A 24,186-nucleotide genomic window follows, 5' to 3' on the forward strand; every position below is an offset into this window, starting at 1 on the left:
GCGCACGGGAGGGAGTTAGTAATTTTCTATCGACAGCTACAAATTAATGAATTTGTAGGTGTAACGTCGATGATCAATACTCCCTTCCAGCCAATTAGCCGGCAGTTCAAAGACTGACAGAGGAAGTAGATTGCATGAGCCAGAGTAAAACGCTTACAACCGCCAGTGGCGCACCTGTCGCCGACAACCAGAATTCCCGCTCTGCCGGTCCGCGTGGACCGCTGCTCCTTGATGATTTTCATCTGATCGAGAAGCTTGCCCACTTCAACCGCGAAAATATCCCGGAGCGTCGAGTGCATGCCAAAGGCTCGGGCGCCCACGGTACGTTCACGGTTACCCGTGATATCTCCCAATACACCAGCGCCAGGTTGTTTGACGCGGTGGGCAAGCAGACCCCGATTTTTCTGCGATTTTCCACCGTGGGTGGTGAACGTGGTTCGGCTGACACCGAGCGCGATCCTCGCGGTTTTGCGTTGAAGTTCTACACCGAAGAAGGTAACTGGGACATCGTGGGGAACAACACGCCGGTGTTTTTCATCCGTGACCCGCTGAAGTTTCCGGACTTCATCCACACCCAGAAACGTCTGCCGCAGTCCAATTTGAAGAGCGCACAAATGATGTGGGACTTCTGGTCCCATTCGCCAGAAGCGTTGCACCAGGTCACCATTCTGTTCTCTGATCGTGGGATCCCGGACGGCTACCGCCACATGCACGGCTTCGGCAGTCACACTTACAGCCTGATCAGCGCTGCGGGTGAGCGTCACTGGGTCAAATGGCACTACAAGACTCAGCAGGGCATCAAGAACCTGTCACCGGCAGATGCTGCGCGTCTCGCGGGCACTGATCCTGATTACGCGCAGCGTGATCTGTTTGGGGCGATTGAGAAGGGTGACTTTCCGAAGTGGACGGTTTGCATCCAGTTGATGACCGAGGCCCAGGCTGCGGCGCATCACGAGAACCCGTTTGATGTGACTAAAACCTGGTCGCAAAAAGAATACCCGCTGATCGAGGTGGGTGAGATCGAGCTCAATCGTAACCCGTTGAACTACTTTGCCGAGGTTGAGCAGGCTGCGTTTGGTCCTAGCAACATGGTGCCGGGCGTGGGGCTTTCTCCTGACCGCATGCTTCAGGGTCGCGTATTTGCCTACGCTGACGCTCATCGCTATCGCGTGGGCACCAATCATCAGCAACTGCCGATCAACGCTCCGCGCAATCCGGTCCACAGCTATCAGCGTGATGGCGCCATGGCATTCGGTACCAATGGCGGTTCGGCGCCTAACTACGAGCCAAACAGCTACGCCAATGCACCGAAGCAGGATCCTCGTTATGCCGAGCCCGCTTTGGCATTGAGTGGTGCGGCTGATCGTTACGATCACCGTGAAGATGGCGATTACTACAGTCAGGCCGGCAAATTGTTCAGCCTGATGGACGCGGATCAGAAAGCGTTGCTTATCGGCAATATTGCCGGTGCTATGGCTGGCGTCTCCAGCGATGTCGTGCAGCGTCAGTTGCAGCACTTCTATAAAGCAGATGCTGCTTATGGTCAGGGCATTGCCGACGCGTTGGGTGTTCAGCTGGGCTAACTCGAAGTGATAAACAGAACCGCCCTCATTTGGGCGGTTTTTCGTATCCGGTTGTCCGACTTTCGCTGCTTTTGACCCCTTATTTGCAGTTTTGGAAGTGACCTTCGCGTGCAGTTGGTTCAAACTCCACACTTTAGAGCAGGGAGATGTAGGGCGATGCAAGGTCACCCGGATGTAATCGATTATCTCAAGACGTTGCTGGTTGGCGAACTGGCTGCGCGCGACCAATATTTCATCCATTCGCGGATGTACGAGGATTGGGGCTTCAGCAAGCTCTATGAGCGTATCAATCACGAAATGGAAGAAGAGACTCAGCACGCAGATGCGTTGATGCGCCGCATTCTGATGCTTGAAGGCACGCCGCGCATGCGTCCTGATGATCTGGACATAGGCACCACGGTCCCTGAGATGCTCGCCAGCGATCTTCGCCTGGAATACAAGGTCCGTGCCGCGCTTTGCAAGGGCATCGAGCTCTGCGAGCTGCACAAGGACTACGTCAGTCGCGACATCCTGCGCATCCAGTTGGCGGATACCGAGGAAGATCACACCTATTGGCTTGAACAGCAGTTGGGTCTGATCAAGCGTATCGGTCTGGAAAATTACCTGCAGTCGCAGTTCTGATCAGCGATTGACGGGCTGACCAGCCAGATACAAAAAAGCCCCTGCACGAGTGAGTGACAGGGGCTTTTTCGTGAGCGCTGAAAATGGCCGGTTATAGATACCGGCCAGATGGGTCAGGCTTTGTCCCTGAGTAGCAGAGGCTTGAGGTAGTGTCCTGTGTAGGATTGCTTCATCTCGGAGACTTGCTCAGGCGTGCCCACCGCGATGATCTGTCCGCCCTTGGAGCCGCCTTCAGGTCCGAGGTCTACCAGCCAGTCAGCGGTCTTGATGACATCCAGGTTGTGCTCGATCACCACCACGGTGTTTCCGTGGTCACGCAGACGATGCAGAACGTCCAGCAGTTGCTGAATGTCCGCAAAGTGCAGGCCAGTGGTCGGCTCGTCGAGGATGTACAGGGTCTTGCCGGTATCGCGCTTGGAAAGCTCCCGGGACAATTTGACCCGCTGTGCTTCGCCGCCGGACAAGGTTGTCGCTGACTGCCCAAGCTTGATGTACGACAAGCCCACATCCATCAGCGTTTGCAGCTTGCGTGCCAGGGCCGGTACGGCATCAAAGAACACACGCGCTTCTTCGATGGTCATTTCCAGCACTTCGTGGATGTTTTTGCTCTTGTATTTGATCTCCAGGGTCTCGCGATTATAGCGCTTGCTTTTGCAAACGTCGCACGGCACGTAGATATCCGGGAGGAAGTGCATTTCCACTTTGATCAGGCCATCGCCCTGGCAAGCCTCGCAACGGCCGCCCTTGACGTTGAACGAAAACCGCCCTGGGCCATAACCACGGGAGCGTGATTCCGGGACGCCTGCAAACAGCTCGCGAATGGGCGTGAACAGCCCGGTGTAGGTCGCAGGATTGGAGCGCGGGGTGCGGCCGATCGGGCTTTGGTCGATGTCCACGACTTTATCGAGGTGTTGCAAGCCGTTGATGCTGTCGTGGGTCGCGGCTTCCAGCGTGGTGGCGCCATTGAGTGCTGTGGCGCTGAGCGGGAACAGTGTGTTGTTGATCAGCGTGGATTTGCCCGAGCCGGACACACCCGTGACGCAGGTCAGCAGGCCGATGGGGATCTCCAGGTCCACGTTGCGCAGGTTGTTGCCCCGCGCACCCTTGAGCGACAGCGACAGCTTCTTGTTGCGAGGTGTGCGCTTGGCCGGAACCTCGATCTTGACCCGACCGGAAAGGTACTTGCCGGTGAGTGAGTCCGGGTGGGCCATCACCTCAGCCGGTGTACCTTCGGCGACGATGTGGCCGCCATGCACGCCCGCACCCGGGCCGATATCGACCACGTAGTCGGCGAGGCGAATAGCATCTTCGTCGTGCTCGACCACGATCACGGTGTTGCCGATATCACGCAAGTGCTTGAGCGTGCCGAGCAAACGATCATTGTCCCGTTGATGCAGGCCGATGGACGGCTCGTCGAGGATGTACATCACCCCCACAAGGCCTGCGCCAATCTGGCTTGCGAGGCGAATGCGCTGGGCCTCGCCACCGGACAACGTGTCAGCGCTGCGATCCAGCGTCAGATAATCAAGCCCGACGTTGACCAGAAACTGCAGGCGCTCGCGGATTTCCTTGAGGATCTTGTCGGCGATTTCCCCGCGGCGGCCAGTCAGTTTCAGCACACCGAAATAATCGGTGGCATCGCCAATCGGCATGTTGGTCACTGCCGGCAAGGTTTTTTCGCCCACCCAGACATGACGCGCCTCGCGACGCAGTCGGGTGCCACGGCAATCCGGGCAAGGTTGAGTACCGAGAAACTTGGCCAGCTCCTCGCGAACCGTCGCAGATTCCGTTTCACGGTACCGACGCTCGAGGTTTGGCACGATACCTTCGAACGGGTGGGCGCGTTTGACGATGTCGCCACGGTCGTTCAAGTAACGGAAGTCCACGCTTTGCGAGCCGCTGCCATTGAGCAGGACTTTCTGCTGATCGGCGGGCAGCTCTTTAAAGGGTACTTCCAGGCTGAAGCCATAATGTTTGGCCAGGGAGCCCAGCATCTGGAAATAGTAGACATTGCGCCGGTCCCAACCGCGTATCGCGCCCTCGGCCAGGGTCAGTTCGCCATTGACCAGGCGCTTGATGTCGAAGAACTGCTTCACGCCCAGGCCGTCGCACGTCGGGCATGCGCCAGCCGGGTTGTTGAAGGAGAACAGCTTGGGCTCCAGCTCGCTGATCGCGTGGCCGCAGATGGGGCATGCAAAGCGCGCCGAGAAGATCATCTCTTCACCCGGCTCGTCGTCCATCGGGGCGACCCGCGCGATGCCATCCGCCAGCTTCAGCGCGGTCTCGAAAGACTCGGCCAGCCGCTGCTGAAGGTCGGGGCGCACTTTGAAGCGGTCGACGACCACATCAATGGAGTGCTTCTTCTGTTTGTCCAGCTTGGGCAGCTCATCAAGCTCGCACAGGCGGCCGTCGACCCTGGCCCGCACAAAACCCTGGGCGCGCAATTCCTCGAAAACCGAAAGGTGCTCGCCTTTACGTTCACGCACTACGGGCGCCAGCAGCATCAACTTGCTGCCTTCCGGTTGTGCCATGACCAGGTCAACCATCTGGCTGACGGTCTGCGCCTCCAGCGGAATGTCGTGGTCCGGGCAACGCGGTTGGCCGACGCGTGCATACAGCAGACGCAGGTAATCGTAGATCTCGGTGATCGTCCCCACTGTCGAGCGCGGGTTGTGAGAAGTCGATTTTTGCTCGATGGAAATCGCAGGCGACAAGCCTTCGATGGTGTCGACGTCCGGTTTTTCCATCATCGAGAGGAATTGACGGGCGTAGGCAGAAAGGGATTCGACATAGCGCCGCTGCCCTTCGGCATAGAGCGTGTCGAAGGCCAGCGACGATTTGCCAGAGCCGGAAAGCCCGGTGATCACGATCAGTTTGTCGCGTGGCAGGGTGAGGTCAATATTTTTCAGGTTGTGGGTTCGAGCCCCACGAATCAGGATCTTGTCCAAAGCGGCCTCGCTTGGCGGGCGTCGAAAACATAGGAGTATACGGTCAAACACTGGATGGATGCACACTATCGAGGTCGAACATGAAGACCTTGTCATCTATAGCGCGTCATAGCGTCGCGATATACCCCGTCAATCGATGGGACTGGTAGAATCGCCGCCGGTTCACATGAGGTTTTTCCATGCACGATCCCCACAGCGAACGAATGAGTAGCGGCGAGACCCGCGCAGCCGGTGGTCTGGCCCTGGTGTTTGCGTTTCGTATGCTTGGCATGTTCATGGTGTTGCCGGTTCTGGCGACCTACGGCATGGACATGGCGGGCGCCAGCCCCGCGCTCATCGGGTTGGCCATCGGCGCGTATGGCCTGACCCAGGCGGTGCTGCAAATTCCATTCGGTATTCTTTCCGACCGGATCGGACGACGGCCAGTGATTTATTTCGGGCTGATTATCTTCGCGCTGGGCAGCGTGCTGGCAGCCAATGCCGACTCGATCTGGGGCATTATCGCCGGTCGCATCCTGCAGGGCGCGGGGGCGATCTCTGCGGCGGTGATGGCCTTGTTGTCGGACCTCACACGCGAACAACATCGCACCAAGGCCATGGCCATGATCGGCATGACCATTGGTCTGTCGTTTGCGGTGGCGATGGTGGTCGGCCCGCTGCTGACCCGTGCGTTCGGGCTGTCGGGACTGTTTTTGGCGACTGGCGCCATGGCATTGGTAGGGATTGCCATCATTGCGTTCGTTGTCCCGAAAACCACCGTTACGCTGGCGCATCGGGAGTCCGGTGTGGCGCGTCAGGCTATAGGCCCGACATTGCGCCATCCAGACTTGCTGCGTCTGGATTTAGGTATCTTCGTGTTGCACGCGATGCTGATGTCAAGCTTCGTTGCCCTGCCTCTGGCACTGGTCACAAAAGCCGGCTTGCCCAAGGAACAGCACTGGTGGGTGTACCTGACGGCGCTGCTGATCTCATTTTTCGCAATGATTCCGTTCATTATTTATGGTGAGAAAAAGCGTCAGATGAAACGTGTGCTCATTGGCGCCGTGGGCGTGCTGATGTTCACTGAGCTATTCTTCTGGGCGTATGGCGATACCTTACGAGCGTTGCTGATCGGTACAGTGGTATTCTTCATCGCGTTCAACCTGCTGGAAGCCTCACTGCCGTCACTGATCAGCAAGGTTTCACCGGCTGGCGGAAAAGGCACGGCAATGGGGGTTTATTCCACTAGCCAGTTTCTTGGTTCGGCCGCAGGTGGGATACTCGGCGGCTGGTTGTTCCAGCATGGCGGGCTCGACGTGGTTTTCCTCGGCAGTGCTGCCATGGCTGCGATCTGGCTTGCGGTTGCATTTACCATGCGTGAACCGCCTTACGTGACGAGCCTTCGCTTGCCGTTGTCGCCGCAGGCGCAGCGTGATGCAGGCCTGGCAACGCGGTTGAAGGCTGTAAAAGGTGTAACGGATGCAGTGGTGGTTGCTGAAGAGGCGGCCATCTATATCAAATTAGACACAGAACTATTGGATCGCGCGTCTCTGGAACGAATGGTCAATCCATCGACCGAAACGTGCGAAGCCTAGGAGAACGTTATGGCCCGTGGGGTTAACAAAGTCATATTGGTCGGCACTTGCGGCCAGGATCCCGAAGTTCGCTACTTGCCTAACGGTAACGCCGTGACCAACCTGAGTCTGGCGACCAGCGAACAATGGACCGATAAACAAACCGGTCAGAAGGTCGAAAAGACTGAATGGCACCGCGTTTCGATGTTCGGCAAAGTCGCCGAAATCGCCGGCGAGTACCTGCGCAAGGGCTCCCAGGTTTACATCGAAGGCAAGCTGCAAACCCGCGAGTGGGAAAAAGACGGCATCAAGCGCTACACCACTGAAATCGTCGTCGACATGCAAGGCACCATGCAGCTGTTGGGTGGCCGTCCTCAAGGCGACGGCGCTCCACAGGGTCAAGGTGGCGGGGGTTATCAGCAGAACGCCGCTCCGCGTCCTCAGCAATCGCGCCCACAGCAATCCGCACCACAAGCCCAGCCGCAGCGCGAATCCCGCCCGGCTCCGCAACAAGCGCCGCAGCCGGCTGCGGACTTCGACAGCTTTGATGATGATATTCCGTTCTGACCTGCCCAAGGTCGAGTTGCAAGCTGATCGGGGTCTTCAGACGCTGAAACGCCTTGCTCGCTGATCTTTGAAAGTCAGATAAAAACCCTCTTTGCTGAAAAGCCAGGAGGGTTTTTTTTCGTCAGGCGTAAGGCTGGCCTACGGTTTGTTTCGCTGTCACAGGCTGCAACGACCAAGGCCGAAATAATAATGGGGCAGCTGGAGATATAAGCCGCGAAGGGATTAATCATAAATGATCTTCTGATAAACAGGCGTTTGCTTGGCGCTGTGTTTGATGCGGCGCACTGAGCTGCCGGTGATGAGCTGGCCGCCGAGAAGCAGATTGCCGCGAGGCGATTGCGGTTCGAAAAGCTGCTGCCTTAATACCCTGATCGCTTCTGCGCCTAACTCATCGCGAGGCACGTGAAGTGTCGTGAGCGGTACATCATTGATGTCCGCCAGGTTGAATCCGTCCATGCTCATCACTGAAACGTCCTGAGGAACCCTCAAGCCCGCATTCTGAAGCGCTTTAACTGCCCCGGCTGCCATAAAGTCACCGCCGGCCAGGATGGCGGTCGGTCGGTCGTCAGGTGCGCAACCTGCCAGGAAGTCTGTCACCCGCGCTTCAGATTCGGCACTGCCGAAGCCTTCGGCAATTATCTGATGTTTCGCTTCGACAAACTCGAGATTCTGCTCCTTCCATGCGTCACGAATGCCACGCATTCGAAGGTCCATCGTGTACCGCCTGAGGCACTGGAGTGTCAGTACATTTCGGTGGCCCATCTGAAACAGATAGTTAGTCGAGAAATGACCGATTAAATAGTGGTCGGGCGAGATCGAGGGCAGGCGCATGCTGCGATCAATGCAGTTGATCAGCACCGTTGGCTTGCTGAGATCGGCGGCAAGTTGGTGTATGTGCGGATCATCGATACCAATCAGGATCGCGGCATCGGTGTCCTTCTGATTCATCTTTTCCAGAAACAATAATGCGTCGCTATCGATCTCTTCGAGTTCACAGTAGCGGACTCGAACATCATGCTGCGCGACTGCCTGCGTAATGCCCTGGATTACTTTGTAGTAGAAGATATCGGAGCGGACGTTGAAGGCACGCGAGGGGGCGAAGAGGGTCAGCCCGTTGAGCAGGAAACGACCATTGGCGAGGTCTTCCATCACGCCATGCTGGCGTGCCGCAGCCAACACTTTTTGTCTCGTGGCCGGACGGGTATTGGATTTGCCAGCAAGCACCCGCGATACCGTCGCGATGGACAGCCCCGTCTGGGCGGCGATTTCAGCAATGCGTAATTTCCCCACCGCGGCTTATCCATTGAGACAATTTATGTAAAAGCTTTCATAGCAGAAAAAGGCCACTGAACCTAGCGTTCCTTGGCATTTGCCAAGCCATGTTCGTCAGGAATGTAAATCTATACATCTTTGCCTCTGTACGTACCCTGAGCAGGTGCCATAGCGTTGAGCCTCAAATAAAAACAAAACGCCGGAAAATCCGGTACAGGCGAAGAATTGATGACTATCGATATCGATATCGAACGCAATGCTCGACTTTCGGCCAAGCGAAAATTCATCCCGCACCTGCGTTGGTGGATGCTTTCTCTGTTTCTGCTTGGCGTCACCGTTAACTATATAACCCGCAATTCATTGGGCATCCTGGCGCCGGAACTCAAAACCACGTTCAACATGTCAACGGAACAGTACTCGTGGGTGGTGGCTTCTTTTCAACTGGCTTATACAATTTTCCAGCCCATCTGCGGATGGCTGATCGATGCTATCGGACTCAAACTCGGTTTTCTGGTATGCGCCGTCATATGGTCGGTGATGTGCCTTCTTCATGCCGGGGCCGCGAGTTGGGTGCATCTGGCAATTCTGCGGTTTTTCATGGGGGCATCGGAAGCTGCGGCTACCCCTGCGAATGCCAAGGCGATAGGGGACTGGTTTCCCAAAAAAGAACGACCTGTCGCGGCGGGCTGGGCAGGGGTCGGGTTTTCCTTGGGTGCCATGCTCGCCCCTCCCATTATTTATCTGGCGCATGTCTCTCTGGGCTGGCAGGGCGCATTTCTGATTTCAGGGGTGATCGGCCTGATATGGGCCGCCGTCTGGGGATGGCTCTATCACGCGCCTACTATTCACCCTCGCTTATCGCCCAGTGAGTTGGAGCATATTCAGCAAGACGGCGAAAAAACCGGCCAGCAAATGCCATTTTTTAAAGCGTTGAAAAAGATTGGCCGGGACAAACGTTTTTACGGTATCGCGCTTCCCGCCTTCATGGCAGAACCGGCATGGGCCGTCATGAGTTTTTGGGTGCCCTTGTACCTGGCCAACGAAAGAGGAATGGACCTTAAACAAATCGTATTGTTTGCTTGGGTTCCGTTTCTGGCGGCGGACCTGGGCAGTATTGCAAGCGGTTACCTGTCACGCGCTTATCATCGGTTTTTCAAATGCACACGGGTGAACTCAATCGTCGCCAGTTCAATCACGGGCGCGTTTCTGATGTTTTCGTTAGCCGTGATGACTCAGGTTAAAGACCCCTATGTTGCCATTGCGCTTATTTCAGTCGGAGGTTTTGGCCACCAGATTATTTCTTGCATGTTGAGCGCTCTGGTAGTCGAGACCTTTGATCGAGATGAGTTGGCGACGGTTAACGGGATGCGGGGCTCATGCGCCTGGATTGCCAGCTTTATTTTCTCGCTGATCATTGGTGTCAGCGTGGACAAAATCGGATTCAACCCATTGTTCATTGCAATGGGGCTCTTTGATTTCATAGGTGCTTTTTTCATGATTTTGTTTATCGCAGACAGAGCGACCAAACCTAAAGCGGTGCGTACACGATGAAATCACTTAAAGTCTGGAAGTTACAGGCCCAGGAAGAGGGGTACATCGAACTCCTGGTCGAGGGCCGACATCTCTTCAGGATCTATATCCTTGAAGACGGTTTAGCACGTGTTTTGCTGATGCGCGCAGGCACGTTGGCGCTGGATCGGACCTGGAGTATTGAGCCCCGGGAAGACGTCGCCTGGGAGGGCCGGTCTCGCGAGTCTGTAGCGGATTTTTCGTTGCCCCAATACCGGGTCGAAGAGTTTCAGGACCGACTGGTGCTCACGACCGAAAAGCTGCGTGTCACGGTGAATCATCCGCTGTGGTTACAGTGGGAATACCATGATGGCCAGACCTGGAGGCCCTTGGTCTCGGACCGGCCTACCGGTGCCTATTCGCTCAATGCTCAGGGGAATGGCGTAGAACATTATCAGCTTCGCGCGCCGGAGCATCGCTACTACGGGCTCGGCGAAAAAACCGGCGATTTGAATCGCACCGGCAGGCGTTTTGAAATGCGTAATCTGGACGCAATGGGCTATGACGCTGCGAGCACCGACCCGCTTTACAAGCACATTCCCTTTGTCATCACGCATCAGGAGCACGCGAGTTTCGGGATGTTCTATGACAACCTGAACACCAGCCTGTTTGATCTGGGCAACGAACTTGATAATTATCATCGGCCCTATCGGCGGTATAAAGCGGATGCCGGGGACCTCGACTACTGGGTGCTGGCAGGCCCTCGCATACTGGATGTAACGAAGTCTTTCGTTCGCCTGACCGGGCGCACCGTGTTTCTACCTAAATGGAGCCTGGGCTACAGCGGCTCAACCATGCATTACACCGATGCCGAAAATGCTCAGGAGCAGTTGCTGGAGTTTCTTGAACTCTGCCGTCAGCACGATATTCCCTGTGACTCTTTTCAACTGTCATCCGGTTATACGTCCATTGGCGACAAACGCTATGTGTTCAACTGGAACCATGAAAAAGTCCCGGACCCAAAGGCGCTGGCTCAGGCATACCGTGAGGCTGGGGTCAGGCTGATCGCCAATATCAAGCCTTGTCTCCTGCAGGACCATCCGCGGTACGCCGAGGTGGCCGAGCAACGATTGTTTATTACCGACTCGGAAGGTGATGTGCCAGAGCGGTCGGTCTTCTGGGACGATGAGGGCTCCCATCTGGATTTCACCAACCCGGACGCCGTGAGCTGGTGGCAGTCAAATGTCACGTCACAGCTTTTGGAGCTGGGCATTGATTGCACATGGAACGATAACAATGAATTCGAAGTGTGGGACGGTGAGGCGCGCTGCCAGGGATTCGGGCGCGAGATAGCAATCAAACATATTCGCCCTGTCATGGCATTGCTGATGATGAGAGCCTCTTTAGAGGCGCAACAGCGGTTTGCACCATCAGAGCGTCCCTACCTCATCTCACGCTCCGGTTGTGCCGGCATGCAGCGCTATGTTCAGACCTGGAGCGGTGATAACCGCACCCACTGGAAAACGATCCGCTACAACACCCGCATGGGCCTGGGCATGAGTCTGTCGGGGTTATACAACGTGGGACACGATGTGGGCGGGTTCTCCGGTAATAAACCGGATCCCGAGCTGTTTGTTCGCTGGGTGCAGAATGGTGTGATGCACCCGCGCTTCACCATTCACTCCTGGAACGACGATGGCACCGTTAATGAGCCGTGGATGCATCCAACGGTCACCGATGCGGTGCGTGACGCCATTCGGCTCAGATACAGATTGATGCCATATTTCTATACGTTGCTGTGGCAAGCGAGTAACGAGGATGAGCCCATTTTGCGGCCTACGTTTCTTGACCACGAGCACGACCTTCAAACGTTCGAAGAAAACGACGAGTTTCTTCTGGGCCGAGAAATCCTGGTGGCCAGCGTGGTAGAGGAAGGCGCACGCAAGCGCGAGGTGTGGCTACCCCTGAACGCGACGGGATGGTGCGACTGGCACACAGGTGACTGGTTTGAAGGCGGCCAATACGTTTCTCTGGATGCACCTCTGGAACGTTTGCCATTGTTGGTGCGAGGGGGCGCTGCGATACCGACCGGTGAATGCCACAAACTCAATGACCCTTCTCTTGATCGGCATCGTGAACTTGTGATTTTTCCTGCGCCTTCAGGGTCGGCCAGCGGCGTGCTATTTGAAGATGACGGGATCAGTCATGAGTGGAAAAGCGGAAATAGCCTTGAAATTCGATGGAAGATTGAATATGGCTTAGACTTTATTGATGTGAAGCTCTTTAAATCAGGGCGTTTTTGTCCTGCATGGGAGCAACTTGAAGTGTCCTTGAAGGTAACGGATGCAAGAGCCTTGAGAATCAATGGCCATAGCCGCCGCACTTTAAAACTCACCGAAATCCCGGATCATCAACTTCATTGACTCCCAGCGAGGCCCGCGACTCCACCGTCACGGGCCCTTTTTACACTTCGCTGATCTGGCTCACGCTGGTTATTTGTCCGTTCCAGACCATCTCGTAATGAGCCGTCTGGATAATGGATGAGACGGGGCGTGGTTTCATCAGCGCCCAGCAGAGTTGGCCGGGGGCGCGGACCGAGCGATAGCGTAAGCCGTTACTCCCTGTGTTGCGGACTTCCCGCCCCAGACGTCGGGCGTGTGTATAGTCGTCCGGGTCGTAAATGGGGTCCGTCATGGGAAGGTGGGAGGCGTCGAGCATCCCGGCGTCGTTGAACGCGCAGGACAGCCCACGGAACACAAATCGCTCGTAGCTCAGGCTTTCTACTTTCGACCAGTATTCGTTCTGGTGGTACTGCACCTCAGCCAGGGCGGTATCCAGTGTGTCGGCCAGATACAGTACCCCATAACGGCCATCACTGAATCGAGACCCGCTCGGGTTGATATGGGTAAAAGGCGCGGTGGCGTAGGAGCAGCCCGTGATGCCGAACGGGATGTCGGCCAAGGGAATCAACTCCAGACGCCCTGCTTCATTCAACAGCCTAGGGTTCGTGAGGGCCTGGATTTGATACAGCGCTTCAAATTCTTCCGCATCGGCGACATCGTCGAATAACGCGATAGGCGGAAACTTTGAATTGACCAGTCGATAGGCCTGCAATTGCTCGCCAGTCAGTGCTTTCAGCGGGTCAGGTTTCACCAGAGCCCACCGCGTAGCGCGTCAATGCGCCGGAAGGTTTCGTACAGGGAAATCATATCGCCCTGAGCCATGATCTCCAGCGGTGAGCGACCGTTGAAAAACTCGTTATGGTTCGCCATGGAGGCAAAGCCGTAGACGTTATCCGGGTTGTCGAACACCAGCCGCAGGGCGGCATGAATGTTGAGGACCAGGCTGATACGATGCATTTGATCCGCGTCCAGGCTCACCGCCCAGGCAGAGTCGTGCTGGTTGGCCCGCACATACGTGCTGCGCGAAATTCGCAGAATGCGGCACGTTTGCTCACCCGAAGCCTGCCATTTCTCAAGAATGGCCACGGCGGCACGCAAACCTGCAGCGCACTGCGCTTTAGTGAATGCCTGGGGTTGAAGGGCTACCGACATTGATATTGACCTCATTTGTATCTGTAGGCGCATTCTATATCAAATATAGTCTACAGATTCAAGTTCCGCCAGCGATCGTTGGACCGAGACTTGCCCACGAAGAACGATAACGGGGCGAGTCTGGCTCACCGAAGTGCCTGATTCGCGGGCAAGCCTCGCTCCAACGGGTATTTCACTCTTTGAACGCAGTTATCACTGGCCTCTTCGCGGATGAAATACGGTCCACGGTAGGAGCGAGGCTTGCCCGCGAAGGATTCAGGTCAGACGCAAGAGGTGTAGCGGATGTGCCGGCCCTTTCGCGGGCAAGCCTCCAATGGACCGAATGGCGACAGTGCTTACAAGCCCAATTCCGAAAGCCCCGGGTGATCATCCGGGCGTCTGCCCAGCGGCCAATGGAATTTGCGCTCTGACGCTTTGATGGGCATGTCGTTGATGCACGCAAAACGGTTGGCCATCAAACCGTCTTCGGTGAACTCCCAGTTCTCATTGCCGTAGGAGCGGAACCAGTTGCCCGAATCATCGTGCCATTCATAGGCATAACGCACGGCGATGCGGTTATCGGTGAAGGCCCACAGCTCCTTGATCAGCCGATAATCCAGCTCCTTGTTCCATTTGCGCGTGAGGAAATTCTTGGCTTCTTCGCGATTGGTCGCAAATTCCGTGCGATTGCGCCACTGGGTGTCCAGGGTATACGCCAGCGCTACTTTCTCCGGGTCGCGGCTGTTCCATCCGTCTTCCGCGAGGCGGACCTTCTGGATGGCCGATTCACGTGTGAACGGCGGCAGAGGAGGGCGTGTTTCGGTATGGGATGACATGACGAAGCCTCTAAATAATGGGCGGCTGTGGGATGTGAAGGTCATCGACTGGGGCGATCAAGCCACCTGATCCGTTTCGGGCACGGCGCGCTCGCGTTCCTTTGGACCTGGCAATGTCGGGCTCAGCGTGATCGGGATCGACTTGGCGGCCGGGACTTTACTGCGTTCGGCGTAGTGCCAAAGCGGCACCAGCGGGTTGCACTCCGGATAATAGGCCGCGCTGCAACCTTCGGGAATGTCATAAGCGATGATTTGCATGGGCCCGACCTGTCGTGTTGTTTCGGTCTCGACTGCGGTGGTCAGCAACACCCATTCGCCCGGCGCAAAACCCAGGCGCACGATGTCGTTACGGTTCATGAAAATTACCGTGCGAGTGCCGCTGATTCCCCGGAACCGGTCCTCATAGCCATAGATCGTGGTGTTGAACTGGTCGTTGCTGCGGATCGTCATCAGTTGCAAGACATCGCGCCGCTGTGGCGGCAACTCAACATCGTCGTCTTCACTGAGCCGGGTCGGGGTGATGAATTGGGCACGCTGGCTTTCGGTTTTCCACTCCCGTTGCGACGTCGGCAAGGGACGATGGAAGCCACCGGGTTCCCACATGCGTGTGTTCATGTCATGGAAAATCTCCGGGTAGACCTGGCCGATGGCGTCGCGGATTTTGGCGTAATCGCAGCGCCACGCTTCCCAGTCAATCCGCTCGACACCAGACAGCGTCGCCTGTGCCAACCCGGCAATAATTGCCGTTTCGGCGCGAAGGTGCTCGCTGACCGGTTCGCTCTGGCCTTTCCAGCCGCGAATACAGCCTGTGCTGTCTTCGGTGCTGTAGCTTTGCTCCTGACCGTTTTGTCGGTCGAGTTCAATACGGCCCAGACAGGGCAGCAGCCAGGTGTTTTTCGCGGTGACCAGATGAGTGCGGTTCAGCTTGGTGGCGATCTGTACGCTCAGTTGCAGCTTTTTCCAGGCAGGTTCCATTCGCGACGTATCGGGGATCGCTCGCAGGAAGTTGCCGCCCAGCCCGATAAAGCCTTGCAGGCTGCCATCGAGAATGCCTTCGCAGGTCTCGACCGTCGCGCGGCCTTTTTTCTCCGGGACCTTGAAGCCGTACAGCGCCTGAATTTTATCCACCGGGACTTTGGTCGGGTCTTCGGTGATGCCCACGGTGCGCTGGCCTTGTACGTTGGAATGACCGCGCACCGGGCAGATTCCCGCGCCAGGCTTGCCGATGTTGCCCCGCAGCAACAACAGATTGACCAGCATCTGCACGTTTTCAACGCCATGGCGATGTTGGGTCATGCCCATGCCGTAGACGATCATCACGCGTTCGCTGCGTGCGTAGACCGTCGCCGCCGCTTCCATGGCGCTGCGGCTCAAGCCTGAACGCCGCTCCAGCGTTTCCCACGCTGTTGCCCGGGTCATGGCCACGAAACTGGCGAAGCCTTGGGTGTGTTCGGCGATGAACGCCAGATCGATGATCGGCGGATCGCCTTTGACCAGCGCGGCCATGTCCATCTCGAACAACGCTTTGGCGATGCCGGTGATGGCGGCCGTATCGCCCCCAATCGCAACCTGATGGTACTGCGTGCTGACTATGGTGGAATCCGGGCCGAGCATTTCCCTGGGCGATTGCGGATTGACGAAGCGCTCCAGGCCCCGCTCGCGGATTGGATTGAAGGTGATGATAGGCACGTTGCGTTGACGTGCCTCTTGCAGCGGGTGCAGCATGCGCGGGCTGTTGCTGCCAACGTTCTGGCCGAAGAAAAAGATGCAGTCGGTGTGCGCGAAATCATCAAGCGTCACGGTGCCGACCGGCACGCCGATGCTTTCCTGCAAGCCCACTGAAGTGCTTTCATGGCACATGTTCGAACTGTCGGGCAGGTTGTTGGTGCCATAGGCGCGGGCGAACAGTTGGTACATGAACGAGGTTTCCAGGGACGCACGGCCTGATGCATAAAACGCGACGCTGTCCGGCTCGATTGCCCGCAGTTGCACGGCGATGTCCCGATAGGCTTCCTCCCAGCTGGTTTCGCGGTAATGATCGGTGTGCGGGTCATAGCGCAGCGGATGGGTCAGGCGGCCGTGTTGCTCAAGGTCGTAGTCCGGCCATTGCAGCAGCTCGGTGACTGAATGTCGGGCGAAAAACGCCGGGCTGGTCTTGCGTGAGGTCAGTTCCCAGGCAGTGGCCTTGGCGCCGTTTTCGCAGAACTCCAGATGATGGGGTTTGCCAGGCTTGGCCCAGGCGCAACTGACGCAGGCAAAACCGCCCGGTTTGTTTTGCTTGAACAGCGCGACCGGGCCTTTGGTCATCGCTTGTTCGCGCCAGAGAATCTGCATCACGGACTTGGCCGAACCCCAGCCACCGGCAGCAGAGGTGTAGGGTCGGTAATGGGCTTTGGGGTGAATGAGCATCGAAACGTATCCTCCGGACTGCCAGTGAGTCAGTCATATCCAGCTGTGACGCAGCGGTTTGGACAAAGGTTCGGTGCGGCTTTACCAGCGGCTCATCGGTTCAAAGTGATGGCCAAAAACGAACTTGCCGGGTAAAAACGGATCAGTTCTAGCGGCATTGATCAACACAGGAGCGAACAGCGCTTTGCCGAATCTCAGGTCCATCATCATGCTCTGCGTTGTGTTGTGCGCGGGCAGCTTCAATCTGCAGGCCGCCGACGCAACTGCAACTGCACCTACGGCCGCCGCAGTCACCGCCACGGCCACAGGTGCGGCCCCTGCCACGATCGAACCCGCCGCGCCGGAAATCCTGGTTCAGGGAGGCTTGTTAGGCGCTATCAGTTCAGGCATCGATGATGTTCAGGACCAGCTTGATCTTGACGGTCATTTGCTCGACTCCTGGCGTCTGCGGGCCGATCGCGCCGCGAATGAATTGGGGAATCTGGTCACCAAACCGTCCTCACGCTCGCAGTGGGGGGTGGCCGGGGATTTCCTGACGCTGTCGGTGGTGTGGATCGGTGCCTTTGCGATCCTCACGACATTGGGCGGCTTTCTCGCCATTCGCCTTAACCGACGGCCCTTCCTCTCGGTCCGTCAGCGCAGTCAAGCCTTGCTCAGCTATGTTCTGCCGTACACGCTGCCGGCCATTGTCTGTCTGCCGCTGACCCTTTATGTCAGCCATTTCCTGGACGCCTCCGTGGGGCGAGCGCTGGCGCTTTGTCTGACGTATTCCACCAGCAGCGGCATCGTTTCCACCTCGGTGCTGCTGTGCGTGATCGTTATGTTCAATGCCGGCCACAAGCGTGCTGCGGTGCGTATGATTCGGCGCTACAGCCCGCAGCCGTTGTTTATTGTCGGCTTCCTGGCCGCGTTGAGTGATGCGCTGACCAGCCCGCAGATCGGCCGCCAGTTGGGTAACAATGTCGCCACCAGCGTCGCGGTGTTCACGGGGCTGGTGGCGTCAGTGGTGTTTTGCATGCTGATCATCAAGGTCCGGCGTCCCATTGCGCACTTGATTCGCAATCGCCCCTTGCGCAGCCGTTTGAATCAGCCAGCGCTGCAAGAGTCGCTCAAGGTGTTTTCCAATCTGTGGTACCTGCCGATTCTGCTGATGATCCTGGTGTCGGCGATCAACTTGATCGGCGCCGGCGAAGACAGCCAGAAAGCCTTGCGCTGTGCATTGTTCACGACCGTGTTGCTGATCGCCACGGTGTTTCTCAGTACGGTTTTCCAGCACCTGTTCAAACCTGCGGCGCGGCCGGAACGAAGCGGGCATGTCTATAAAGAGCGGCTGCTCGGTTTGCTGCACGCCTTGGCGCGCATCGTACTGGCGATCAGCTTCATCGAAATACTGGGTCGGATCTGGGGTTTTTCGCTGTTCGAGTTTGCCCAGCGCAACAGCGTGGGGCGCGTCATCAGTGATTCCCTGAGTAGCATCGGCCTGATTTTTCTGGTGACCTGGCTGCTTTGGGTGGTGCTGGACACGGCTATTCAGGGGGCGTTGAACACCCCGCTCAATCAGCGTTCTTCCCGGCAGCCAAGCACCCGCATCAAAACCATCCTGCCGCTGCTGCGCAATGCCATAAAAATCGTCCTGGTGGTGATTTGCGCAATCACGACCATGGCCAATCTGGGTATCAACGTCGCACCGCTGCTGGCCGGTGCCGGGGTCGTCGGCCTGGCCATCGGTTTTGGTTCGCAGCAGTTGGTTCAGGACGTGATTACCGGGTTGTTCATCATCATCGAGGACACCTTTTCCGTCGGTGACTGGGTCGTGCTGTCCACCGGGCATTCCGGCACCGTTGAAAGCCTGACCATCCGCACCGTGCGTTTGCGCGACGGCAAGGGCTTTGTGCATTCGGTGCCGTTCGGTCAGATCAAGGCCGTTACCAACCAGTCACGCCAGTTCGCCTATGCGTTCTTCTCCGTGCAGTTCACCTATGACACCGACATCGACAGCGCGCTGTCCTTGATCCGCGAAACCGGGCAGTCGATCACGGACGACGTGTTGCTCAAAAGCAACCTGCAAGGTCCGCTGGAGGTGTTTGGCGTGGACCACATGGATCTGAATGGCGTCGTGTTGACCGCGCAGTTCCGCACGGTCTCGGGCGGGCAGTATGCCGTGGGCAGGGCATTCAACGAGCGCTTGAAAAAGCTTGTGGATAAGGCCCCTGATGTCCGTTTCGCCCAGACTTATCCTCAGCCCGTGGTCAGTCCGTATGCAGGTGCCGGACCGCAATTGGCTATTGAAGGTGACGGTCAGCCAGCGCCGGCCAAGCCTAATGTGGTGAATCGGGATGGGTCGGAGAGTCCTGCGGTGTAGCCCTGCTCGGCTCCATTGGGCGAGGCTCGCCCGCGAAGAGGTCGGTACATTCGCAGCCGCTAATGACCCGATGCATCGCCTTCGCGGGCAAGCGCTTGACTGATAAGGAAAGCCACAACGAATGACTGCTGTCTAGATTGTCGTGGGACCGGCTTTAGCCGGGAAGGCTGCATCCTTGACGCAACAAATGCAGCGAACATACCGGCCTCTTCCCGGCTAAAGCCGGTCCCACGGAGTTGAGAGGTCCGTAGACACCTATTACTCGCTGAAGACGCCTTCGCGGCAAACCTCGCTCCAACAGAGCCCTGGGATGTGTTGGCGAAACCCCTAACGCAACAATCGCTCCCGAAGCTGCGCCAGTGCTTCGCCCTCCAGCTCCAGCCAATACACCGGTTTGCCCGCAATGATCGCGGCGGCGGGGATGCCGTCGCGGTAAACCAGGCGACTGCCCACCAATGCGGGCACTTTCTGTCCGGGCAGCAAGGTGCCCGCCAGATTCAAGGGGTCCACACCGCTCAAGCTGATCAGACTGCCATCCAGCGGGCGCTTGCGGATTTCCCGCAGGACGGGAATTGCTTCGGGCAACGCAAACTGCTCGCCCGCTAACCCGCTGACAAAACGCCCGCCGCGTATTTCCCCGCGTGCTTCCAGACGATGAAAGGTGCGCAGCAGTTCACGCCAGCTCGGCAGCCAATCGGCTTCACGCTCCAGCAAACGCCAGAACACCACGCCGTAACGGCGCAGCAACGTCATCGCAATGTGCTCCAGCGTCGCGGGGTCAGTGGCTTGTGGGCGTTTGTTCTCGGCCACGATGGTCTCCGCTGGCGCGCGTCTGATCAACGCCCACCGTCCCGCGTCGTCCATACCGCCTATAAACGCCCCCCGGTTGCGCCGGCTGGTATGGGCCGACCGCTTGCTGGCGGGTGTGATAAGGGCGCGTAAACCGGCGTAGCTGTCGGCATTGACCAGCCCGGCGGCGACCAATTCCTGCAAGGCGATTTCCAGCTCGGCGCGCAGCAGGTGCGCTTCGGTCACCAGTTCGTCGAAAAACAGGGCTCCCTGACTGGCCAGCGCGGCATGCACTTTCTGCGCTTTGAGCGACAGGTCTGTCACGGCCGATGGCTCGGTCAGCCCGCTCCACAGGTTCACCTGATTGCGCGGCAACAGCACAATCGGTGTGCTGCGCAGCGCTGCCGCTCCGGTTTTGCTGCGCGGGGCGATTCGCGTCCAGACCACTTTGCCGGAGCGACAGATTTCATCCAGCCAGCCGGGCGAAAAATCCTTGAGTCGTGCGGGCAGCAAATCACTGTCCCACGCGCCTGCAGCGGCACTGAAACCTTCGAGCTGAGCAATGATGTGCGGCAGCGCGGCCTGGCCCTGGCTGCGAGTGGCGGTGGACAAATGCTGCCAATCGAACAGAAAGCGCATGAAGTCCTGCAACGAAACCGGTTCGATTTCCCGGCGCAGACGTTTGACGGTGTAGCGATGGATGCGCGCCAGCAAGTGCCGCTCGCACCATTGATCGTCGGTGGCGCCGGGGCTGAAGCGCCCGCGCAACACATAACCTTCGCTTTCAAGGCGCGCCAACGCCTGAGCCACGCTGCTGGCGCTCAACGCCAGGGGCGCAGCAATCTCGGTCACCGGCAATGGCCCGAACCCGCTCAGGCGCGCCCGAATGACTTCGACAATCGCTTCATCGCGTTCCCATTCTTGATCAAAGCCGGGCAGGGCCTCCAATGGCGGGTGCATTTCACTCTGTGGATAAACAGCGCGCAGGCACGTCAAACGTTCCAGCGGCACCCAAAGCGCGTGGTCGGCGCTGACCTGCAGCCGGGTGACACGGCCGGAGCGCGCCAGTTTTTCCAGCCACTCCAGCCATGACGGTCGCGCCTGGGCTTCTGCATGGCCGACGCAACTGAGGCTCATCAACGCTTCGTGCATCTCGTCGATGGTCTGCGGCTGCGGCCAGGCTTCTTCGCCAACAGCCGAGATGGCTTCAGCGTCCAGCGCGCCCAGATCATCCGAGGTCTGCGGATCGCTCCAGCGGCGGTTTAGGACCGCTTGCGTGCGGCGCTCTTCCAGCGGTGCGTCGTCGAGGAATGCATAAGGCCGCGCATTGAGAATCTCCGCAGCAAGCGGCGAGGGCGCCGGCAAGTCCCGGGCAATCAGGCGAATGTCGCCACGCTCCATGCGCCGCAACAATGCCAGCCAGCCTTCGGCGTCCATGGCTTCGTGCAGGCAATCATCGAGGGTCTGCTCAATCAGCGGATGATCAGGGACTTCCCGTTCGCCCACCAGATTTTCCAGGCAAGCGATCTGGTCTGGAAAAACCGTAGCGATCAAGTCCTCGCTTTTCATGCGTTGCAGTTGCGGGGCCACTTTGCGCCCGCCGGAGTAGCGCGGCAACGCCAGCGCGGTGCCCGCATTCCAGCGCCAGCGCACGCCAAACAGCGGCGCGTCCAGCACCGCCTGTATCAGCAAGTGTTCGGCGCTGTTGGCGTGCAAATACTTCCAGACTTCGTCCAGTTCAAAGCTGTGACTGGTGGACAGTGACAGCACGATGGCATCTTCGCTGGCTGCCGCTTGCAGCTCGAAATTGAACGTGCGGCAAAAGCGCTTGCGCAGCGCCAGGCCCCAGGCGCGATTGATGCGGCTGCCAAACGGCGTATGAATAATCAGCTGGGTGCCGCCGGATTCATCGAAGAAACGCTCCATGATCAGCGTGTCTTGAGAGGGCAGTGCGCCTAACACCGAGCGGGTGCGCGCCAGGTAATCCACCAGTTGTTCGGCGCTGGGCAGATTCAGCCCAAGGGTATCTATGAGCCAGTCGATGCAGGGCTGCAAGTCCCCCGGATGAGCGCCGAGGCGTGCGTCGATCTCCCCTTGCAGGCGCGCAACGGCCAATGACAGTTCAGCACTGCGCCCCGGCGCTTCCCCGAGCCAGAATGGAATGGTCGGCGGCTGGCCCTGGGCGTCTTCCACGCGCACACGGCCACTTTCAACGCGCAGGATGCGATACGAGGTGTTACCCAGCTGGAAGACATCTCCGGCGATGCTTTCCACCGCGAAGTCTTCGTTCACCGTGCCGATATTCAACGCCTGGGGTTCAAGGATCACGCTGTAGTCGGCGTTGTCCGGAATCGTGCCGCCGCTGGTCACGGCCGTCAGTTTGCTGCCGCGTCGGCCGCGTAAGGTCCGGGTCAGCGCATCGCGGTGGATATAAGCGCTGCGCACGCCCTGCCGACCGGTGTAGCCCTCGGCCAGCATGCTCAGGAGTGCCTGATAATGGTCGGCGTCCAGCGCTGCATAAGGTGAAGCCTGACGAAACAGGTCCAGCAGCGCTTGTTCCTGCCATTCCTGGCAGCTGACTTCGGCAACGATTTGCTGGGCCATCACATCCAGCGGCGCCTGGGGGATGTGCAGGATGTCCAGCTCGCCTCGACGCACGCAGTCCAGCAACGCGGCGCATTCGATCAGATCGTCTCTGGACGTGGCAAATAAACGACCTTTCGGCGTGCCGCCCACGTGGTGCCCGGAACGGCCGACTCGCTGTAAAAACGCCGAGATGGAGCGCGGCGACGCAATCTGGCAGACCAGATCCACATCGCCGATATCAATCCCCAGCTCCAGCGAAGCGGTGGCGATCAGCACTTGCAGATCGCCGCGCTTGAGGCGTTGTTCGGCATCCAGACGCTGTTCCTTGGCCAGGCTGCCGTGGTGGGCGGCCACCGCTTCTTTGCCGAGACGTTCGCTCAGATGCCGGGCCATGCGTTCGGCCATGCGCCGGGTGTTTACAAAGATCAGCGTGGTGCGATGCTCCCGAGCCAGCGCCGCCAGGCGGTCGTACACCAGTTCCCAGACGTCGTTGGCCATGACCGGGCCCAGCGCCACGGGCGGCACTTCAATGCCCAAATCCCGTGGGCGGGCGTGGCCGATATCGACGATGGCACAGGGTCGTGTGACCGGGTCGGCCCCCACCAGAAAGCGCGAGACCCGCTCGATGGGTTTTTGGGTGGCGGACAACCCGATGCGCAATAAAGGGCGGCTGCACAAGCCTTGCAGCCGTTCAAGGCTCAACGCCAGATGGCTGCCGCGCTTGCTGGCGGCGATGGCGTGAATCTCATCGACGATCACCGTTTGTGTGCTGGCGAGCATCGTGCGGCCCGAATCCGAACCGAGTAAGACATAGAGTGATTCCGGCGTGGTCACCAGCACGTGCGGCGCCTTTTTGCGCATGCTGGCGCGGTCTTTCTGCGGCGTATCCCCGGTGCGCACGGCGGTGGTGATACGCAAGGGCGGCAGGCCTATTCGCGCCAGTTGTCCGGTGATGCCTGCGAGCGGGTTTTGCAGGTTGATCTGAATGTCGTTGGACAACGCCTTGAGCGGCGACACGTAGACCACAAAGGTCTGCTCCGGCAGCTCGCCGCCATTTTCCAGGCCCTGATGCACCAGATCGTCGAGCACTGCAAGAAACGCCGTCAGGGTTTTGCCTGAACCGGTGGGCGCCGCGATCAGCGTCGAGCGTCGCGCCTTGATCAACGGCCACGCCTGGGCCTGAGCGGGCGTGACCGCCGGGAATGTATGGCAAAACCAGGCACTCACCGCCGGATGAAAACCATCGAGCGCCGGGTCGGGCATAGGGGGAAGATTCATGGGCAATTAATGAGGGGGCGGGCGGGGAGTTGCAAGGGCCTTTGATCGTATGCCGGTTTATTCAGCCCCGTGATTCCGGAAATGCCTGGAGCTCACGAGCCGCGATTCTCAGCCCATCCCCAAAATCGCTGCCTCGCAGGGCTCGTGAGCTCCTACAAAAATCCGGTGTGCGAAAACGGCAGGCAATTGATAACCGCCTCCTGTAGGAGCTCACGAGCAGCGCGAGGCAGCGATTATTGATGTTCACGACCCCAAATCGCCTCGCCGGGCTCGTGAACGCGTATTTTCCGCAGGAGCGAGCTTGCTCGCGATCCGATAATCAAGCCGCTAACGCGCTGAC

General features: G+C 58.2%; 14 protein-coding genes. 7 read left to right on the forward strand and 7 right to left on the reverse strand.

The genetic code is table 11. From position 1 onward, the window contains the following. The first annotated feature begins 134 nt into the window (after positions 1-134). Both ACP7B0_RS21120 and bfr read left to right on the forward strand, forming a co-directional pair. A complete protein-coding gene (locus ACP7B0_RS21120) occupies positions 135-1,583 on the forward strand; it encodes a catalase (protein ID WP_426143582.1) in 1,449 nt (482 codons plus the stop codon). Between the two features lie 156 nt (positions 1,584-1,739). Then, positions 1,740-2,204: a bacterioferritin gene (gene bfr, locus ACP7B0_RS21125; protein WP_426143583.1), complete on the forward strand. Its 465-nt coding sequence runs from the start codon at positions 1,740-1,742 to the stop codon at positions 2,202-2,204. Positions 2,205-2,317: 113 nt separating this feature from the next. Here the strand turns inward: bfr and uvrA are convergent, their stop codons facing one another. Continuing rightward, a complete protein-coding gene (gene uvrA, locus ACP7B0_RS21130) occupies positions 2,318-5,152 on the reverse strand; it encodes an excinuclease ABC subunit UvrA (protein WP_426143585.1) in 2,835 nt (944 codons plus the stop codon). A 179-nt stretch (positions 5,153-5,331) separates the two neighbouring features. Between uvrA and ACP7B0_RS21135 the strand changes: the two genes are divergently transcribed. Next, on the forward strand, positions 5,332-6,726 hold the full coding sequence (locus ACP7B0_RS21135) for an MFS transporter (RefSeq protein ID WP_426143587.1): 1,395 nt from the start codon (positions 5,332-5,334) through the stop codon (positions 6,724-6,726). Between the two features lie 9 nt (positions 6,727-6,735). Beyond that, complete coding sequence (locus tag ACP7B0_RS21140) at positions 6,736-7,272, forward strand: single-stranded DNA-binding protein (RefSeq protein WP_426143589.1); 537 nt, start codon at positions 6,736-6,738, stop codon at positions 7,270-7,272. Positions 7,273-7,494: 222 nt separating this feature from the next. Here the strand turns inward: ACP7B0_RS21140 and ACP7B0_RS21145 are convergent, their stop codons facing one another. Next, on the reverse strand, positions 7,495-8,562 hold the full coding sequence (locus tag ACP7B0_RS21145; protein ID WP_426143591.1) for a LacI family DNA-binding transcriptional regulator: 1,068 nt from the start codon (positions 8,560-8,562) through the stop codon (positions 7,495-7,497). Between the two features lie 210 nt (positions 8,563-8,772). Between ACP7B0_RS21145 and ACP7B0_RS21150 the strand changes: the two genes are divergently transcribed. Both ACP7B0_RS21150 and ACP7B0_RS21155 read left to right on the forward strand, forming a co-directional pair. Beyond that, on the forward strand, positions 8,773-10,095 hold the full coding sequence (locus tag ACP7B0_RS21150; RefSeq protein WP_426143593.1) for an MFS transporter: 1,323 nt from the start codon (positions 8,773-8,775) through the stop codon (positions 10,093-10,095). Continuing rightward, the gene (locus ACP7B0_RS21155; protein WP_426143595.1) at positions 10,092-12,476 is read left to right on the forward strand and encodes a TIM-barrel domain-containing protein; all 2,385 of its coding nucleotides are present in this window, start codon (positions 10,092-10,094) and stop codon (positions 12,474-12,476) included. Before ACP7B0_RS21150 ends, ACP7B0_RS21155 begins: the two co-directional genes overlap by 4 nt. A 40-nt stretch (positions 12,477-12,516) precedes the next feature. On the opposite strand, the gene ACP7B0_RS21160 is transcribed toward ACP7B0_RS21155, so the two are convergent. The 4 genes from ACP7B0_RS21160 to ACP7B0_RS21175 all read right to left on the reverse strand — a co-directional run bounded on the left by ACP7B0_RS21160 (position 12,517) and on the right by ACP7B0_RS21175 (position 16,831). After that, positions 12,517-13,206, reverse strand: a complete 690-nt coding sequence (locus ACP7B0_RS21160; protein WP_426143597.1) for an RES family NAD+ phosphorylase — start codon at positions 13,204-13,206, stop codon at positions 12,517-12,519. Next, positions 13,203-13,607 carry a hypothetical protein gene (locus tag ACP7B0_RS21165; RefSeq protein WP_426143599.1) on the reverse strand — a complete coding sequence of 135 codons (405 nt, stop codon included), beginning with the start codon at positions 13,605-13,607 and terminating at the stop codon, positions 13,203-13,205. The genes ACP7B0_RS21160 and ACP7B0_RS21165 overlap by 4 nt, the downstream gene beginning before the upstream one ends. 335 nt (positions 13,608-13,942) lie before the next feature. Beyond that, on the reverse strand, positions 13,943-14,422 hold the full coding sequence (locus ACP7B0_RS21170; protein ID WP_426143601.1) for a DUF1348 family protein: 480 nt from the start codon (positions 14,420-14,422) through the stop codon (positions 13,943-13,945). 57 nt (positions 14,423-14,479) lie between these two features. Then, the gene (locus ACP7B0_RS21175) at positions 14,480-16,831 is read right to left on the reverse strand and encodes an FdhF/YdeP family oxidoreductase (RefSeq protein WP_426143602.1); all 2,352 of its coding nucleotides are present in this window, start codon (positions 16,829-16,831) and stop codon (positions 14,480-14,482) included. Between the two features lie 208 nt (positions 16,832-17,039). Between ACP7B0_RS21175 and ACP7B0_RS21180 the strand changes: the two genes are divergently transcribed. Next, complete coding sequence (locus ACP7B0_RS21180) at positions 17,040-19,193, forward strand: mechanosensitive ion channel family protein (protein WP_426143671.1); 2,154 nt, start codon at positions 17,040-17,042, stop codon at positions 19,191-19,193. A gap of 327 nt (positions 19,194-19,520) precedes the next feature. On the opposite strand, the gene ACP7B0_RS21185 is transcribed toward ACP7B0_RS21180, so the two are convergent. Beyond that, positions 19,521-23,846: a DEAD/DEAH box helicase gene (locus tag ACP7B0_RS21185; protein WP_426143604.1), complete on the reverse strand. Its 4,326-nt coding sequence runs from the start codon at positions 23,844-23,846 to the stop codon at positions 19,521-19,523. Positions 23,847-24,186: the final 340 nt, after the last annotated feature.

The sequence above is a fragment of the Pseudomonas sp. DWP3-1-2 genome, assembly GCF_049896285.1.
Lineage (GTDB): Bacteria > Pseudomonadota > Gammaproteobacteria > Pseudomonadales > Pseudomonadaceae > Aquipseudomonas.

What these genes read in the sequence shown, in the direction of transcription:
- ACP7B0_RS21135 (WP_426143587.1), top strand. Translation starts at nt 5,332, where the DNA reads ATGCACGATCCCCACAGCGAACGAATGAGTAGCGGCGAGACCCGCGCA.
- ACP7B0_RS21155 (WP_426143595.1), top strand. Translation starts at nt 10,092, where the DNA reads ATGAAATCACTTAAAGTCTGGAAGTTACAGGCCCAGGAAGAGGGGTAC.
- bfr (WP_426143583.1), top strand. Translation starts at nt 1,740, where the DNA reads ATGCAAGGTCACCCGGATGTAATCGATTATCTCAAGACGTTGCTGGTT.
- ACP7B0_RS21175 (WP_426143602.1), bottom strand. Translation starts at nt 16,831, where the DNA reads ATGCTCATTCACCCCAAAGCCCATTACCGACCCTACACCTCTGCTGCC.
- ACP7B0_RS21165 (WP_426143599.1), bottom strand. Translation starts at nt 13,607, where the DNA reads ATGTCGGTAGCCCTTCAACCCCAGGCATTCACTAAAGCGCAGTGCGCT.
- ACP7B0_RS21170 (WP_426143601.1), bottom strand. Translation starts at nt 14,422, where the DNA reads ATGTCATCCCATACCGAAACACGCCCTCCTCTGCCGCCGTTCACACGT.
- ACP7B0_RS21120 (WP_426143582.1), top strand. Translation starts at nt 135, where the DNA reads ATGAGCCAGAGTAAAACGCTTACAACCGCCAGTGGCGCACCTGTCGCC.
- ACP7B0_RS21185 (WP_426143604.1), bottom strand. Translation starts at nt 23,846, where the DNA reads ATGAATCTTCCCCCTATGCCCGACCCGGCGCTCGATGGTTTTCATCCG.
- ACP7B0_RS21150 (WP_426143593.1), top strand. Translation starts at nt 8,773, where the DNA reads ATGACTATCGATATCGATATCGAACGCAATGCTCGACTTTCGGCCAAG.
- ACP7B0_RS21180 (WP_426143671.1), top strand. Translation starts at nt 17,040, where the DNA reads ATGCTCTGCGTTGTGTTGTGCGCGGGCAGCTTCAATCTGCAGGCCGCC.
- ACP7B0_RS21140 (WP_426143589.1), top strand. Translation starts at nt 6,736, where the DNA reads ATGGCCCGTGGGGTTAACAAAGTCATATTGGTCGGCACTTGCGGCCAG.